Raw genomic sequence first — 12469 nt, 5'->3', positions numbered from 1 at the left:
GAACAATCCAGCACCTTACTCCGTGACAGGACCGCTTCCCAGTGTTGTCGAGTCCTAACTTGACTACATCTTCCACAAGTACCTTTGTCTGTGAGCCAACCGGCCGTCGCTCCCCTGCGCATCGTGCGGGATCCGGAACAGGCCCAGACAGAACTGCAGCGCTTATCAAGCCGCACGGCTCAGACCCAGCAAAACGAAGCCAGACAGCGAGTCGACGCGATTCTTGAAGCGGTGCGCGACCGCGGTGATGCGGCGATCGCAGACTTCACGGAACGGTTCGATGGCTTTCGGCCTCTGCCGATGGCGGTTCCCCAGGAGGCGCTCGAACAGGCCTGGACCACGCTGCCGACCAACCTGCGTGATGCTCTGGAGCTGGCCCATCGCCGCATCACCGATTTCCACCAACGTCAACGTCCCGCCGACCTAGCGGTAACAGGTCCCCACGGAGAGCAGCTCGGACGGCGCTGGAGACCGGTGCAGCGGGCGGGTCTCTACGTTCCCGGCGGACGCGCGGCCTACCCCAGCACGGTGCTGATGAATGCAGTACCAGCCCGTGTCGCCGGGGTGAAAGAGCTGGTGATCTGTTCCCCCGCCGGCCGGGATAGCAAGGTCAACCCTGTGGTGCTGGCAGCGGCGCACCTTGCCGGCGTGAAGACGGTGTTCCGCCTCGGGGGCGCCCAAGCCATTGCCGCCATGGCCTACGGCAGTGAAAGCGTGCCCAAAGTGGATGTGATCAGCGGCCCAGGCAACCTGTACGTCACCCTGGCAAAACAAGCGGTATACGGACAGGTGGCCATCGATTCCCTGGCAGGTCCAAGCGAGGTGCTGGTGATTGCCGACCACTCCGCACAACCGGATCAGGTGGCTGCGGATCTGCTGGCGCAGGCTGAGCACGATCCTCTGGCGGCGGCGGTGCTGATCACCACCCACCATGCTCTGGCCGACGGAATCAACGCCGCGGTCGCCGAGCAGCTCACCAACCACCCCCGTCGCGAGATCTGCGAAGCCGCACTGCGGGACTGGGGGCTGGTGGTGGTGTGCGACGACCTCGAGAGCTGTGCCCGCCTGAGCGACAGCTTCGCTCCGGAACATCTAGAGCTCTTGGTCGAACGTCCCGAACCTCTAGCGGATCGGATCCAGAACGCTGGAGCCATTTTCCTGGGCCCCTGGTCTCCGGAAGCCGTTGGGGATTACTTAGCAGGTCCGAACCACACCCTGCCCACCTGTGGAGCCGCGCGTTTCAGTGGAGCGCTAAGCGTTGAAACCTTCATGCGCCACACCTCACTGATCGGATTCAACCGGGCTGCTCTGGAAGCAACAGGTTCAGCTGTGCAGGAGCTGGCCACCAGTGAGGGCCTGCACAGCCATGCCGAATCGGTGCGACGGCGCCTCAGCTGAGGCGCTTCTCCAGGCTGCGGACCCCCGCCACGCCATCAGCGATCTCGCCCACCAACACCTCATCGGTGATGTTGACGAACAATCCGTTCTCCAGCACTCCCGGAATGTTGTTGATGGTCTGCTCCAGGGCCACTGGATCGGTGATGCCTCCATTGAGCTTGGCGTCCAGCACCAAATTGCCCTGATCCGTGACCACAGGGCCGGCCTTGCGCTGGGCCATCCGCAGTTCAGCAGTACCCCCCAGGGCTTCCAGCTGCTGCTTCACCTGGCGCCAGGCGCCCGGAAGGACTTCAACCGGCAGCAGAAAACCGAGGTTGAGACGATCCACAAGTTTCGTGGAATCCACCACCACCACAAAACGATCGGCCCGTGCAGCTACGAGTTTTTCCTGTACATGGCAAGCGCCACCGCCCTTGATCAACTGGAAGCCAGGATCGACTTCATCAGCACCGTCTATGGCCAGATCAATACGGTTGACAGCATTCAGGCTGAGCAGAGGGATGTTCAGCTCTGCGGCCAGCACCTCCCCCTGAAAAGAGGTCGTTACACCCACGATGTCTTTGAGTTCGCCGCTGGCGAGCTTGGCGCCCAGGCCTTGAATCATTAGTGCGGCAGTCGACCCAGATCCCAGACCCAGCACCATGCCGTCTTTGATCTGTTCAACAGCGGCATCGGCCACTGCCTGCTTCATCTGGGTCTGAAGATCAGCCATCAGGTCTCGTCCTTTGGGCGCGACCGTAGCAAGGGTTTCAAGCCATTCCAGGCAGAGGCTCAGGTTTGACCGACAGGGTCAACTCGCGACCCGCCCGCAGCACCTTCAAGGGCAGTGGAGCATTGATGGCAGCAGCATCAACCACCTCCAGAAGCACCTGAGGATCGGGGATGTCGCGATCATCAGCAGTGATCAAAAGATCACCGCGGCGCAGGCCCGCTTTTTCGGCCGGGCCATCGGGAAGCACGGCTTGAACCAGAGCACCGCTGCGTTCCGGCAGCTGCACAAGGGCATTGGGATCCTTGTTGTGCTCGCGCGCGATCCGGGGCGTGAGAGCGACCAATTGAAGGCCGATATAGGGATGCACCACCTCACCCTGCTGCTGCAGCTGATCGGCCACCCTGCGGGCCAGGTTGATCGGGATGGCAAAACCAAGGCCAGCCCCAGGGCCAGAACGCACCAAGGTATTGATCCCAATCACTTGGCCATCACCGTTCACCAAAGGCCCGCCGGAATTACCGGGGTTGATGGCGGCGTCGGTCTGAATCAGTTCAAGCCGTTTGTCAGCAAAACCAAGACTGTTGATGTTGCGATGCAGGCTGCTAACAATTCCTAGGGTCACTGTGCGTTCCAGTCCAAATGGAGTGCCGAGGGCGATCGCCCAATCGCCCACTTGCATGGCTTCGGAGTCACCCAGGGGAGCCCGCGGAGGCAATTGATCACCCTCAAGACGCACTAGGGCCAGATCCGTCACGGCATCTGTGCCCACCACCCGGCCATCGCGTTGATCCCCGTTGGCCAGGGTGACGCTGACGGACTCCACCCGATCCACCACATGAGCGTTGGTGAGCACAAGCCCCTTGGGATCAATCACCACACCGGAGCCTTGACCACGTTCCCGCCCCGGACCCGCAGGCGGGTCCCCCAGCAGATCCCGCAGCAACGGATCGAGAAGGGTGGGATCAAACGGCTGCCGTTCAATGGTGCGCTCGGTGTCGATCCGAACCACAGCCGGGGCCACCCGCTGAACGGCATCGGCTACAAAGCTGTGCTCTAGAGCCTGCACAGACGCTCCATCACCGACCAAGCAGGCCACTGCCACCAGCACTACCAACAGTTGACGCAGGGCGTACCGCAACACCAGGACCGACGAATTGACTTCTTTTTATCGGATCCAGCCGGGGAAGCGGGCTTTGGTCCCGATCGATCGCAATCTCACAACGCCGATTGCAATCGGCGGACAAGCCTGAAAAATCCAGCTAATAGTCAAGCAAACGCAGTTTTCGCATGCGTGCATTTCTGGCTCCAGCGGCAGCGCTGCTTGCCCTGGCTGGCCCAGTTGCCCTGACTCAACAAGCCTCCGCGGAAAGCACAACGCTTAAGGCGGTGATTTTTGAGGAAGTCAAACCGCTGTATCAAAAAACCGACACCGGCTACGAAGGGCTCGGGGTTGATGTTCTCGAACAGATCCGGATTCAGGCCAACCGCCGCAACGTGACTTACCGAGTTGCGTCTTCCGTCAATGACGGCATTGGTGCCGTCATCACCGGCAAGGCCGACATCGCCTGTGGTGTGGCCTTCACCTGGGGCCGCTCCACTCAGGTCACTTACAGCCTTCCCTTCGGCGTCGGTGGCACACGGCTACTGATGGCCAGTGATACCACCATCGATGGAACCCCTGACTCGTTGGCAGGAGAAACCATCGGCGTGGTCAAGGACACCGCCTCCGCCAAGGTGCTGAAGAGCGTGGTGCCCGGCGCCACACTGAAAAACTTCGACACCCCCAAGGAAGCCTTGGAAGCCTTCTACACTGGTGAGGTTCCGATCCTTGGTGGTGGAACCCTCTGGTTGGCCGCCAACAGCCGAATCGACAAAACGGCTCTACTGCCCTTCCGCCCCTACGGCCGCTCGGGCATCAGCTGCATCGTCAAGCAGGACAACGGCAAGCTGCTCTCGTCCACCAACATCGCGTTGGGCCAGATGATGCAGGCCTACATGGATGGTGATGCCGGAACGCGCCGCATGATCAACCGTTGGATTGGTCCCGGCAGCGATGTGGGCCTGAGCCAGGAAACGATTCGGTCTCTTTACGGCCTGATCCTCAGCATCACAGCAGAAATCAACACCCCAGCGACACCGGGAATCTGACTGTTCCTCGATTGCTTTCCTTTTTTATCAATCAACAGCCATGAAGCGTTCTCTCATTGCCTTTCAAGCACTGCTGGCCTCCAGCGCAGTGCTGTGCCAAACCGCCCAAGCCAGCTCCAGCTATAGCGCGCCTGAGCAATTCAACGGTCAGGCCAAAGCCAACAGCATCGAAGCCCGAATCGAAGCGGTGCGGAACACCGACTGGGGCAGCCTGCTCAAGGATCCCGAAATCGAAGGTGAGCTTGTTGCCAAGAGCAAATGGAAAAACGGCAAGGGCAAAAAGTTCGGCAACAGCCGTGGAAAAGGCAAGTGGGGCAATGGAAAGAGCGGCAACAAGTGGGGCAATAGCCGCAACACCTGGGGCAACGGTGGCTACGGCGGTGGCTGGCGCAACGGTGGCGGTGGCTGGAAGAACGGTGGCGGCGGATTCGTGAACTGGTGATTGTTTCTTCCCCAAACGTCGGGCCCGACCTCAACCGGTTCGGGCCCATCGGGCTCGTGGTTGTGCAGTCGACATCGCTGTGCAACCTCGATTGTTCTTATTGCTATCTGCCCGATCGGCAGAAGAAGCGGGTTTTCGACCTCGAACTACTGCCTCTATTGATCCAGCGGATTCTGGAAAGCCCCTATGCCGGGCCGGAGTTCGGACTGGTATGGCATGCCGGGGAACCGCTCACCCTGCCCACCAGTTGGTACGACGAGGCAACGGCGATCCTGCATCGCAGCCTCGAGCAGTTCAACGCCCAGGGGCTGGACTTCACCCAGCACGTTCAGACCAACGCAACGTTGATCAACGATGCGTGGTGCGACTGCTTCCGGCGGAACCGCATCGTGGTGGGGATCAGTGTGGATGGCCCAGAGGACATTCACGACTCCCACCGGCGCTTCCGCAATGGACGTGGCTCCCACGCCATGGCGATGAAAGGGATTGAAGCCCTGCACCGCAACGATGTGCCCTTTCACTGCATCTCGGTGATCACCGCTGATGCCATGGAGCAACCGGAGCGGATGTACCGCTTTTTCCGGGACAACGGCATCAGCGATGTGGGCTTCAACGTTGAGGAACAGGAGGGCATTCACACCAGCTCCTCGATGCAAGGCTCAGCGATGGAGGAGAAATATCGCGACTTCCTACGGGCTTTCTGGCGCCTTAGCGAGCAAGACGGCCATCCCGTCGTGCTGCGGGAATTCGAGCAGGTCATCAGCCTGATTCAAGGCAACGAACGGATGACCCAGAACGAGCTCAATCGCCCGTTCTCGATTCTCAGCGTTGATTCGGATGGGAATTTCTCCACTTTCGACCCCGAGCTGCTGTCGGTGGCCACCGACCGCTACGGCACCTTCAACCTCGGCAACCTGCGTGATCTGTCGTTGGTGGAGTCCACCAAAACCGATCAGTTCCGTCGCCTCCTGGCTGACATGACCAGCGGTGTCGACACCTGCCACAAGGGCTGCGAGTACTTCGGGCTGTGTGGTGGGGGCACCGGCAGCAACAAGTTCTGGGAGCACGGCAGTCTGGCGGCCAGCGAAACCAATGCCTGTCGATTCGGCACCCAGATTCCTGTTCAGGTTTTGCTGGAGCGGTTCGAAGAGGGTCCTCCCCTGACTCCCATCACACCCAATTGATCTGGTTCTCCATGCGGTCCATCGCTGTTCTGCCTGTCCTGGGCCTGCTGATCATTCCGATGCAGGCCCGAGCCGCCTGCAGCTTTTTGCCCCCGGTGGGCTGCGGTGACCCAATTGTGCAAAAGACGGTGGAGCGACCAAAGGGACTGATTGGCAAAGCCGTCGGCCGCACCAACTGGAACACCGATTTCGTGGTGGATCAGCCCTATCGCAGCTTCAAACTGTTTTTCACGGCCGATTCCAGCGACCCCAGCAGTTATCCGATCCAGGCCTTCCTCAAATTCAGCGATGGCAGCAACCTCAAGGTGGCCGATTAACAACTGCAGCCCCCCGTGGGCACTGGCCGCATGTTCGGCCCCTTTCAACAGGTGGCGGGGAAGAGCGTCAACCAGGTGAATTTCCGGATCGGGGCCAACAAAGACCCGCAAGCCACTGGATTCAGCTACTGCATCTCCGTTCAGGGTTGCCACTGATCGCACTGCAGATCTTGATTCCCCTGCTTAAGGTCGGGCCGCTTTGTGATCTTCATCCTTGAGCGCATCCGCTGCTTCACAACGCTGTGAGCTCTGCCAGGTTGTGATTGAAGATCGGCCTGGCCTACCCGATGTGGTGACGTTCAGCAATGGTCCGCAAGGCAGCCGCAGCAAACTTTGGAGTCGCGTCTGTCAGTACGTGACTGATCCAGACCGTCAGCGAATCTGCATCAATCAGGATTCCGAACGTCGCGGCACCGAACAGGCTGGTGACGCTTTCCCGGATGCACCGCCCATCGATCTAGGCAACACCTGACGGATGGCGGGCGGTCCCCTAGATTGAAGATGTGTCCGACGGGCATCTCCCTGTGGAGATCGGTCACAACTGAAATGCACGTCGGACCGACGTCCGCCCTCAGTTCGCGTTGCCTCATCCTCTGCTTCCGGATCTCGAAACGCTGGCCACCGACGTGGCCGCCCGCAAAGGCTTTGACCTTTGCGGCATCCAGCTGCTCACTCATATGAGCCCGATGACCCTGGAAGTGCAGATCCGCCACAACAGTGGAGCGGATGTGAGCCTCGACGACTGCGCGGGTTTTAGCGGAGTGCTTGGGGATGCCCTTGAGGCCTCCACCCTGCTCACTGACGCGTATGTTCTGGAGATCAGCAGCCCCGGAATCGGAGAGCAGCTGTCCAGCGATCGCGATTTTCAGACCTTCCGCGGCTTTCCCATCGAGGTCCATCACCGCGACAAGGGCGAGACCGAGCAACGCCTTGAAGGCCTCTTGCTTGAACGCGACGCCGACACGCTGCAGATCAACATTCGCGGGCGTGTCAAACGGATTCCCCGCGATTGCGTGATCGGTGTCCGCCTCACCAGTCCAGGCAGCTGAACCCAGCGTTCACCCTCCTCAAACCGCTCAACCCTTCCCTTAAACCAACGCGATGGCTCTCGTTCTTCTTCCAGGTCTCACCAATCTGATCGACGACATCAGTGAAGAGAAGAAGTTGCCACCTCAGGTTGTGGAAGCAGCCCTGCGGGAGGCCCTACTGAAGGGCTACGAGCGTTACCGGCGCACCCTTTACCTCGGGATCAGCGAAGACCCCTTTGATGAGGAGTACTTCAGCAACTTCGACGTCGGCCTTGACCTGGAAGAGGAGGGATACCGGGTTCTGGCCAGCAAAATCATTGTTGATGAGGTGGAAAGCGAAGACCACCAGATCGCCATCGCCGAGGTGATGCAGGTGGCTGATGATGCCCAGGTGGGCGACACGGTGGTGCTGGATGTCACCCCGGAAAAGGAGGATTTCGGCCGGATGGCCGCCGCCACCACCAAACAGGTGCTGGCCCAGAAACTGCGGGATCAACAGCGCCGCATGATCCAGGAGGAGTTCGCCGATCTGGAGGATCCTGTGCTGACCGCACGGGTCATCCGCTTTGAGCGCCAGTCAGTGATCATGGCGGTCAGCTCAGGCCTGGGGCGTCCGGAAGTCGAGGCGGAACTCCCCCGTCGCGATCAGCTGCCCAACGACAACTACCGCGCCAACGCCACCTTCAAGGTGTTCCTCAAAGAGGTGAGCGAAGTTCCCCGGCGGGGACCACAGCTTTTCGTCAGCCGCTCCAATGCCGGTTTGGTGGTCTACCTATTTGAAAACGAAGTTCCCGAAATTCAGGAGGGATCCGTACGGATCGTGGCCGTGGCCCGCGAGGCCAATCCACCCTCCCGTTCGGTGGGACCCCGCACCAAGGTGGCCGTCGACAGTATCGAGCGTGAAGTCGATCCCGTCGGTGCATGCATCGGAGCCCGCGGCTCCCGCATTCAGCAGGTGGTGAACGAACTGCGTGGGGAAAAAATCGACGTCATCCGCTGGTCTCAGGATCCAGGTCAGTACATCGCCAATTCCCTCAGCCCTGCCAGGGTGGACATGGTGCGCCTCGTTGATCCGATGGGGCAGCATGCCCACGTGCTGGTTCCCCCCGATCAATTGAGCCTGGCCATCGGCCGTGAAGGCCAGAACGTGCGCCTGGCCGCCCGACTCACCGGCTGGAAGATCGACATCAAAAACTCCACGGAGTACGACCAGGAAGCTGAGGATGCCGTGGTAGCTGAGTTGATCGCCCAGCGCGAGGAAGAGGAGGCCCTCCAGCAACAAGCGGAGGAACGCCTGGCCGCCGAACAGGCTGCTCGGGCAGAAGAAGATGCACGTCTGCGGGAGCTGTACCCGCTGCCCGAGGACGAGGAGGAGTACGGCGAAGAGCAGGCCGAGCAGGAATTCACGGAAGAGGAGCCCGCCGCGGTTGAAGCCGACACTGAAATCGACGCTGAGCCAGAATCAGATGCCACGGAGGCAGAGGTGGACGCCGATGCCGACCAGGAGCAGGTCCGGTGAGTGAGCGCCCCGTCCTGCGTCGCTGCGTGGCCTGCCGCCAGCTCTTGGATCGCCGCCAACTCTGGAGGGTGATCCGCGACTATCAGGACGGAGTTCTCCTCGATGCAGGGATGGGCCGATCGGCCTATCTCTGTCCCGAGGAAAACTGCCTTGAGGAGGCAACCCGTCGCAAACGCCTACAGAAAGCCCTGCGTTGTCAGGTGCCCGAAACAGTGCTTGCGATGTTGAAACAGCGGCTTATCCAGACCCCTGGTGAATCCGCTGAGGCAGACTGAACATTGGCCCCACTGTGTGAGTGGCCACCGCGGCGTTCCATGCCCGGACCGATCGGAGACCCGAACTGAATGACCAGCAGCGGCAAAGTCAGAATTTACGAGCTGTCCAAGGACCTCGGCCTTGAAAACAAGGACGTGTTGGACGCGGCTGAAAAGCTGTCGATCGCTGCGAAGAGCCACAGCAGCTCGATCAGCGACGCTGAAGCCGGCAAGATTCGTTCACTCCTCGTCAAGGGCGGGAACGGTGCGAAGCCCGCTGCTGCTGCGCCTGCCAAGCCCTCACCAGGGAAAGCGATCCTGTCTGTGAAGAAGGCAGCCCCTGCCGCACCAAGCAAGCCCACACCGGCCGTGAGCAAGCCTGTGGCGGCCAAGCCTCAGGTAGCTCCCACGCCGCAAGCACCCCCGAAACCACCGGCAGCCACAACGCCGAAACCGATCATCAGCAAGCCCACGCCGGCCCCCGCAAAAGCGTCGGCGCCCCCAGCACGGCCTGCAGCCCCTCAAAAACCGCCGGCAGCGCCTGCGCGACCCACGGCTTCAAAGCCCGTGCCTCGGCCTGCAGCCTCACCCGCGCCGCGAGCGTCCTCAAAGCCCCAGCCCGTCAGCAAACCGCCAGCGACCAAACCGGAACTGGTGAGCAAACCTCCAGCGGCCAAACCGGAACTGGTGAGCAAGCCCAAGGCTGCCGCCAAACCAACAGCACCCACCCCGGCTCGGCCAACGCCCCGTCCCGCTGGGGCTGGAAGTCCCGCGCGCCCCACCCCAGGCCAGGGCCAGCAAAAACCACAGATCATCCGCGCAGGAGCCCCGACACGACCGGGTGCACCAACCCGTGCTGGAGCCCCCAGCAAGCCCGGAGCCCCATCACGCCCCACCCCCAAGCCCGAATTGGTGGGTAAACCAGTGCCGCGTCGCCCTGCTGGCACCGGCGTTCCCCAACGTCAGGGGGGACCGAGCAGACCGGGAACCCCCACCCGACAAAGTCGACCAGGGATGCCCCCACGCAGTGGCAACACCCTGGAATTGGTTGGAAAACCGATTCGTCGCGACGGCAGCACGACCGGCAGCGGACGTCCGGGTGCTCCCACCCGTCCAGGAGCTCCTGGGCGTCCAGGAATGCCCGCTGGAATGCGCAAACCTGTGGCTCCCGGTGAGCTCATGCAGCTGCAGAAGCCGGTCGGCCGACCGACGGCACCGGCCCCCCGCCGTCCCGACGCACCAACCAAAGCCGGTGCAGGAACAGCCACACCCCCCGTGGCACGTCCGACCGCTCCATCGGCACCACGTCGTCCGAGCTTCCGTCCTGGCGGTCCTGGTGGCCAGCGACGTCCCGGTCGGCCGGATTGGGATGACAGCGCCAAGCTGGAAGCCCTGCGCAGCCGCTCGCCGCAGAAGCAGCGCCAGAAGGTCCACATCATCGGAGAAAACGATGATTCGCTGGCGGCACAGACCGGCGGCTTCGCCGGGGAACAGGAGAACATGGTGCTCTCGGCGAGCCTGGCTCGTCCCTCAAAACCCAAATTGCAGCAGCGCAAGGCACCCAAGCCGGTGGCGGCGATGCGCAAGCGCAAGAAGGAAACCGCCCGTCAGCGCCAGCGTCGGCGTGCCATGGAGCTGCGGGCAGCCCGGGAAGCCAAGCAGGTGCGGCCCGAAATGATCGTGGTGCCGGAGGACAACCTCACGGTGCAGGAACTGGCCGACATGCTGAGCGTCGAAAGCTCGGAGATCATCAAATCCCTGTTCTTCAAGGGGGTCATCGCCACGGTCACCCAGACCCTGGATATGCCGACGATCGAGGCCGTGGCCGAGGAATTCGGTGTGCCGGTGCTCCAGGACGACGTTGAGGAGGCTGCGAAGAAGACCGTCGAAATGATCGAGGAAGCCGACAAGGCTCATCTGATCCGACGTCCTCCCGTGGTCACCGTCATGGGCCATGTCGACCACGGCAAAACCAGCCTGCTGGATGCCATCCGTCAGGCCCGCGTCGCTGCGGGAGAGGCGGGAGGCATCACCCAGCACATCGGTGCTTATCAGGTTGAGGTTGAGCACAACAACGAGCCGCGCAAACTCACCTTCCTGGACACCCCGGGCCACGCAGCGTTCACCGCCATGCGGGCTCGCGGCACCAAGGTGACGGATGTGGCTGTGCTGGTGGTGGCTGCTGATGACGGCGTCCGCCCTCAAACCCTTGAAGCCATCAGCCATGCACGGGCTGCTGAAGTGCCGATCGTGGTGGCGATCAACAAAATCGACAAAGAGGGTTCCTCTCCCGAGCGGGTCAAACAGGAGCTGTCTGAACAAAACCTGCTGGCGGAAGACTGGGGCGGCGATGTGGTGATGGTGCCGGTGAGCGCCATCAAGGGCGAGAACATCGACAAACTGCTGGAGATGCTGCTGCTGGTCACCGAAGTGGAAGACCTGCAGGCCAATCCAGATCGTCTGGCCCGCGGCACCGTGATCGAGGCACACCTCGACAAGGCGAAAGGCCCCGTGGCCACGCTTCTGGTGCAGAACGGCACCCTCAAGACCGGCGACGTGGTCGCCGCTGGTCCGGTGCTTGGCAAGGTGCGCGCCATGGTGGACGACAACCGTCAAAGGCTGAAGTCGGCCGGTCCCTCCTTCGCCGTAGAGGCCCTGGGCTTCAGCGAAGTCCCCACAGCCGGTGATGAGTTTGAGGTGTACCCCGACGAGAAGTCGGCCCGGGCTGTTGTGGGCGATCGTGCCTCCGATGCCCGTGCCACACGACTCGCCCAGCAGATGGCATCGCGACGGGTCTCGCTCACGGCCATGTCCGGTCAAGCGAATGACGGCGAGCTCAAGGAACTCAACCTGATTCTCAAGGCAGATGTTCAGGGCTCTGTGGAAGCCATCCTCGGATCGCTCGAACAGCTGCCCAAAGATGAGGTTCAGGTGCGTGTGCTCCTGTCCGCACCCGGTGAGATCACAGAAACCGACGTAGATCTGGCCGCCGCATCCGGCGCTGTGATCGTGGGCTTCAACACCTCCATGGCCTCCGGAGCGAAGAAGGCCGCAGATGCCACCGGGGTGGACGTCCGCGATTACGACGTGATCTACAAGCTTCTGGAGGACATCCAGATGGCGATGGAAGGTCTGCTGGAGCCGGAGCTGGTGGAGGAAGCCCTGGGCGAAGCCGAGGTGCGCGCCGTGTTCACCATCGGCAAGAGTGCCGTTGCCGGTTGTTATGTCAACACTGGCAAGCTGCATCGCAACTGCCGGGTGCGGGTCCATCGCGGGAAACAGGTGGTCTACGAGGGCGACCTCGACTCCCTGCGTCGCAACAAGGACGACGTCAAGGAAGTGGCCACAGGCTTCGAATGCGGTGTCGGCACCGATCGGTTCGCCAACTGGGAAGAAGGCGATCGCATTGAAGCGTTCAAGATGGTCACCCAACGTCGCAAACTCACCACCTGACCCCGCAAGCGATC

General features: G+C 61.7%; 11 protein-coding genes and 1 pseudogene. 10 read left to right on the top strand and 2 right to left on the bottom strand.

Features of this window, described 5'->3' with window-relative positions:
- Positions 1–90 precede the first annotated feature (90 nt).
- Positions 91–1398 (top strand): histidinol dehydrogenase, encoded by a 1308-nt coding sequence (hisD, locus tag DXY30_RS02605; RefSeq protein WP_115093239.1) that lies wholly within the window; start codon positions 91–93, stop codon positions 1396–1398.
- On the opposite strand, the gene rpiA is transcribed toward hisD, so the two are convergent.
- Both rpiA and DXY30_RS02595 read right to left on the bottom strand, forming a co-directional pair.
- Positions 1391–2110, bottom strand: coding sequence for a ribose-5-phosphate isomerase RpiA (rpiA, locus tag DXY30_RS02600; protein WP_115093238.1), 720 nt, complete (start codon positions 2108–2110; stop codon positions 1391–1393). The genes hisD and rpiA overlap by 8 nt on opposite strands.
- A gap of 37 nt (positions 2111–2147) precedes the next feature.
- Positions 2148–3218 carry a trypsin-like peptidase domain-containing protein gene (locus tag DXY30_RS02595; protein ID WP_305791154.1) on the bottom strand — a complete coding sequence of 357 codons (1071 nt, stop codon included), beginning with the start codon at positions 3216–3218 and terminating at the stop codon, positions 2148–2150.
- Between the two features lie 179 nt (positions 3219–3397).
- Between DXY30_RS02595 and grrP the strand changes: the two genes are divergently transcribed.
- From grrP to infB, 9 genes and pseudogenes are all read left to right on the top strand, one after another.
- On the top strand, positions 3398–4258 hold the full coding sequence (grrP, locus tag DXY30_RS02590) for an extracellular substrate binding-like orphan protein GrrP (RefSeq protein ID WP_115093236.1): 861 nt from the start codon (positions 3398–3400) through the stop codon (positions 4256–4258).
- Positions 4259–4298: 40 nt separating this feature from the next.
- Positions 4299–4700 carry a GrrA/OscA1 family cyclophane-containing rSAM-modified RiPP gene (gene grrA / locus DXY30_RS02585; protein WP_115093235.1) on the top strand — a complete coding sequence of 134 codons (402 nt, stop codon included), beginning with the start codon at positions 4299–4301 and terminating at the stop codon, positions 4698–4700.
- A complete protein-coding gene (gene grrM, locus DXY30_RS02580) occupies positions 4697–5884 on the top strand; it encodes a cyclophane-forming radical SAM/SPASM peptide maturase GrrM/OscB (protein ID WP_115093234.1) in 1188 nt (395 codons plus the stop codon). The genes grrA and grrM overlap by 4 nt, the downstream gene beginning before the upstream one ends.
- Before the next feature lie 11 nt (positions 5885–5895).
- Positions 5896–6357: pseudogene (locus DXY30_RS02575) on the top strand (hypothetical protein).
- 58 nt (positions 6358–6415) lie between these two features.
- On the top strand, positions 6416–6673 hold the full coding sequence (locus DXY30_RS02570) for a hypothetical protein (protein WP_115093233.1): 258 nt from the start codon (positions 6416–6418) through the stop codon (positions 6671–6673).
- A gap of 109 nt (positions 6674–6782) precedes the next feature.
- Positions 6783–7250, top strand: a complete 468-nt coding sequence (rimP, locus tag DXY30_RS02565; protein WP_115093232.1) for a ribosome maturation factor RimP — start codon at positions 6783–6785, stop codon at positions 7248–7250.
- 52 nt (positions 7251–7302) lie between these two features.
- On the top strand, positions 7303–8748 hold the full coding sequence (gene nusA, locus DXY30_RS02560) for a transcription termination factor NusA (RefSeq protein ID WP_115093231.1): 1446 nt from the start codon (positions 7303–7305) through the stop codon (positions 8746–8748).
- Positions 8745–9023, top strand: coding sequence for a YlxR family protein (locus tag DXY30_RS02555; protein ID WP_115093230.1), 279 nt, complete (start codon positions 8745–8747; stop codon positions 9021–9023). Before nusA ends, DXY30_RS02555 begins: the two co-directional genes overlap by 4 nt.
- 69 nt (positions 9024–9092) lie before the next feature.
- Positions 9093–12455 (top strand): translation initiation factor IF-2, encoded by a 3363-nt coding sequence (infB, locus tag DXY30_RS02550; protein WP_115093229.1) that lies wholly within the window; start codon positions 9093–9095, stop codon positions 12453–12455.
- Positions 12456–12469 lie beyond the last annotated feature (14 nt).

The organism is Synechococcus sp. UW106 (assembly GCF_900474015.1).
In the GTDB taxonomy this organism is placed as follows: Bacteria; Cyanobacteriota; Cyanobacteriia; order PCC-6307; family Cyanobiaceae; genus Parasynechococcus.
Note: the sequence above shows the minus strand (reverse complement) of the source record. Positions and strands in the feature narration are given on the sequence as shown.

Excerpts from the sequence above, each read along its gene's own strand:
- rpiA (WP_115093238.1), bottom strand. The coding sequence starts at position 2,110 with ATGGCTGATCTTCAGACCCAGATGAAGCAGGCAGTGGCCGATGCCGCT.
- grrP (WP_115093236.1), top strand. The coding sequence starts at position 3,398 with ATGCGTGCATTTCTGGCTCCAGCGGCAGCGCTGCTTGCCCTGGCTGGC.
- grrA (WP_115093235.1), top strand. The coding sequence starts at position 4,299 with ATGAAGCGTTCTCTCATTGCCTTTCAAGCACTGCTGGCCTCCAGCGCA.
- nusA (WP_115093231.1), top strand. The coding sequence starts at position 7,303 with ATGGCTCTCGTTCTTCTTCCAGGTCTCACCAATCTGATCGACGACATC.
- infB (WP_115093229.1), top strand. The coding sequence starts at position 9,093 with ATGACCAGCAGCGGCAAAGTCAGAATTTACGAGCTGTCCAAGGACCTC.